The 3,201-nt window shown below is 73.1% G+C and carries 5 protein-coding genes; all 5 read left to right on the plus strand.

Annotated elements, in window-relative coordinates; genetic code table 11:
• A partial coding sequence (locus ABLE86_RS22770; RefSeq protein ID WP_348781276.1) for a protein-glutamate O-methyltransferase occupies positions 1–812 on the plus strand: 812 nt, incomplete at its 5' end.
• Entirely contained in the window at positions 809–1,888 is a 1,080-nt protein-coding gene (locus ABLE86_RS22775) for a chemotaxis response regulator protein-glutamate methylesterase (protein ID WP_348781277.1), read from the plus strand. The genes ABLE86_RS22770 and ABLE86_RS22775, both read left to right, overlap by 4 nt.
• Positions 1,866–2,255: a response regulator gene (locus ABLE86_RS22780; protein ID WP_348781278.1), complete on the plus strand. Its 390-nt coding sequence runs from the start codon at positions 1,866–1,868 to the stop codon at positions 2,253–2,255. The genes ABLE86_RS22775 and ABLE86_RS22780 overlap by 23 nt, the downstream gene beginning before the upstream one ends.
• Entirely contained in the window at positions 2,252–2,782 is a 531-nt protein-coding gene (locus ABLE86_RS22785; RefSeq protein ID WP_348781279.1) for a chemotaxis protein CheD, read from the plus strand. Before ABLE86_RS22780 ends, ABLE86_RS22785 begins: the two co-directional genes overlap by 4 nt.
• Positions 2,783–2,880: 98 nt before the next feature.
• A partial coding sequence (locus ABLE86_RS22790; protein WP_348781280.1) for a hypothetical protein occupies positions 2,881–3,201 on the plus strand: 321 nt, incomplete at its 3' end.

Raw genomic sequence — 3,201 nt, forward strand, 5'->3', positions numbered from 1 at the left:
TGCGCCAGATCGCGGCGATGCTGAAGGCCGACGCCGGCATCCACCTCACCGAGGCCAAGGCGGCGCTGGTCTATTCGCGCCTGTCCAAGCGCCTGCGCGCGCTCGGGCTGGCGAGCTTTGCCGACTACTGCGCCTTCGTCGCCTCGGCCGAGGGGACCGGCGAGCGCCAGCAGATGCTGGCGGCGCTGACCACCAACGTCACCAGCTTCTTTCGCGAAGCCCACCACTTCGAGCATCTGGCCGAGCGCGTGCTGCCGCCGCTGCTGGAAGCGGCGCGCGCCGGCGGCCGCGTGCGGCTGTGGTCGGCGGCCTGCTCCAACGGCGCCGAGCCCTATTCGATCGCGCTGACCATCCTGTCGCTGATGCCCGACGCCGCCCGCCACGACATCAGGGTGCTGGCCACCGACATCGACGCCAACATGGTCGCCGCCGGCCATGCCGGGCTCTACGGCGAGGCGGCGCTGCGCCCGGTGCCGGCGGAGCTGCGCCGGCGCTGGTTTGTCCCGGCGCGCACCGGCGAGGCCAGGACCTGGAGTGTGGGCGAGGAGCTGCGCGCCCTGGTCGCCTTCCGCGAGCTCAACCTGATCGGCGCCTGGCCGATGAAGGGCCGCTTCCAGGCGATCTTCTGCCGCAACGTCGTCATCTACTTCGAGGAGGCGACGCAGGCGCGGATCTGGAGCCGCTTCGTGCCGCTCTTGACCCCCGGCGGCCACCTCTATATCGGCCATTCCGAGCGGGTCTCGGGGCCGGCGGCGGCCAGCTTCCAGTTCGAGGGCATCACCACCTACAAGCTGCGCGAGGCCGGCCTGTGACCCCCCCGATCCGTGTCCTGATCGTCGACGATTCGGCGACCATGCGCAGCCTGCTGACGGCGGTGCTGCGCCGCGACCCGGCGATCGAGGTGGTCGGCCACGCCGCCGACCCGCTCGAGGCGCGCCAAAAGATCAAGGCGCTCAACCCCGACGTCGTCACCCTCGACATCGAGATGCCGAACATGAACGGCCTCGACTTCCTCGACAAGATCATGCGCCTGCGGCCGATGCCGGTGATCATGGTCTCCAGCCTGACCGGCCGCGACGCCGCCGCCACGCTGGCCGCGCTCGAGATCGGCGCCTTCGACTGCATCGCCAAGGCCTCGTTCAGCGACGAGGGCGCCTTCGACGCGCTCCTGGCCACGGTCAAGGCCGCGGCGCGCGCCCGCATCCGCCCGCCGGCGGCGGCAGCAGCCGCCGCCGACCGCCGCGCGCCGGCGCCGGCCGCCGGCGGCGCCTTCGCCCCCGACGGCCGCGTCGTCGCCATCGGCGCCTCGACCGGCGGCGTCGAGGCGCTGGTCACCATCCTGTCGCAGTTCCCGGCCAACTGCCCGCCCACCGTCATCACCCAGCACATGCCGCCGGTGTTCACCAAGAGCTTTGCCGAGCGCCTCAACCGCATCTGCCGGCCGCAGGTCAGCGAGGCCGTCGACGGCGCCCCGCTTGTCCCCGGCCAGGTCTATCTCGCCCCCGGCGGGGTGGCGCATCTCGAGGTCGCCGGGGGGACGACGCTGCGCTGCCGGCTGCGCGCCGGCGACCCGGTCAGCGGCCACCGCCCTTCGGTCGACGTGCTGTTTGCCTCGGTCGCCCGCGCCGCCGGCGCCCGGGCGGTCGGCGCCATCCTGACCGGCATGGGCCGCGACGGCGCCGAGGGCCTTTTGGCCCTGCGCCGGGCCGGCGCCGCCACGCTCGGCCAGGACGAGGCCACCAGCCTGGTCTACGGCATGCCGCGCGCCGCCTTCGAGGCCGGCGCGGTCGAGCGCCAGCTGCCCTTGGCGAGGATCGCCGGCCACATCCTCGCCCTTACCCGCTTGCATTCCAATGGAGCCAACCATGTCGTTCGTACAACATCTTAAGGTCCTCGTCGCGGATGACACGACCACCAGCCGCATGCTCATCACCGATGCGCTGCAGGACATGGGCATCCGCCAGATCGCGCTGGCCAAGGACGGCGAGGAGGCGCTGCGCATGATGATGGACAAGCCCTGCCACCTGATCCTCTCCGACTTCAACATGCCCAAGCTCGACGGCCTCGGCCTGCTCAAGGCGATCCGCTCCTACGGCCCGCTGCGCAACACGCCGTTCATCATCCTGACCGGCAAGAGCGACCGCGCCCTGGTCGAGCGGGCCGCGGCCCTCGGCGTCAACAACTACCTGACCAAGCCGTTCACCACGCCGCAGCTGAAGCGCGCCATCGAGGCGATCGTCGGGGAGCTGACGTGACCACACAGGCCAGCCGGCGCCTCACCGTGCTGCGCGGCGAATACCACGTCGCCGGCGAGGGCGTGGTGCTGACCACCATCTTAGGCTCCTGCGTCGCCGCCTGCATCCGCGACCCGCTGGTGCGCGCCGGCGGCATGAACCACTTCCTGTTGCCCGGCACCGCCGGCCGCGCCGGCCCCGACGCGCACAGCTACGGCGTCCACCTGATGGAGCTCCTGGTCAACGGGCTGCTCGCCCACGGCGCCCAGCGCCACCGGCTCGAGGCCAAGCTGTTCGGCGGCGCCCGCACCGTCGAGGGCCTGTCCGACATCGGCGCCCTCAACGCCGAGTTCGCGCAAAGCTTCCTGCGCAACGAGGGCATCGCGCTCGTCGGCGGCGACCTCGGCGGCACGCGCGGCCGCCGCATCGAATACTGGCCCGCCTCCGGCCGCGCCCGCCAGGCCCTGCTCGCCGGCGACGCCGCCTTCGCCAGCCAGGACACCGCCCGGCCGCCGCAGCCGCAAGGCGGCAGCGTCGAACTGTTCTGACCTTGCCGAAAGACCCCGCCATGCCCCATCCCAGCGCCGCCCCGCAGCCCGCCGCCGCTGCCACAGCTGCCGTGCCCGCCGACATGCCGGCCACCGCCGTGCCGACAGCTGCCACAGCCGCCATCCCCGCGCCCGAGCTGCTCGGCCGCCTCGGCGCCGAGCTCGCCGACCTGGCCGCAACCGTCGAGCGCCTGCACGTGCTGGCCGGCGCCCCGGCGGCAAGCGACCCCGCCTATGTCCAGGCGGTGCAGAGCCTCGACGCGGTCGAGCAGACGCTGCGCAACCTCGCCGGCTTCCTCGCCGCGCTCGCCCCGGCCATGCCCGCCGGCCAGACCCTCGACGCCGGCCCCGCACTCGCCACCGTCACCCTCGCCGACCTCGCCGCCCGCCTCGCCGGCAACGCCACACTCCCAAACCCC

The organism is Mesorhizobium sp. KR2-14 (assembly GCF_040049255.1).
In the GTDB taxonomy this organism is placed as follows: Bacteria; Pseudomonadota; Alphaproteobacteria; order Rhizobiales; family Rhizobiaceae; genus Pseudaminobacter.

Bases quoted from the DNA above. Each gene is read 5' to 3' on its own strand.
- ABLE86_RS22780 (WP_348781278.1), top strand. From the start codon at position 1,866: ATGTCGTTCGTACAACATCTTAAGGTCCTCGTCGCGGATGACACGACC.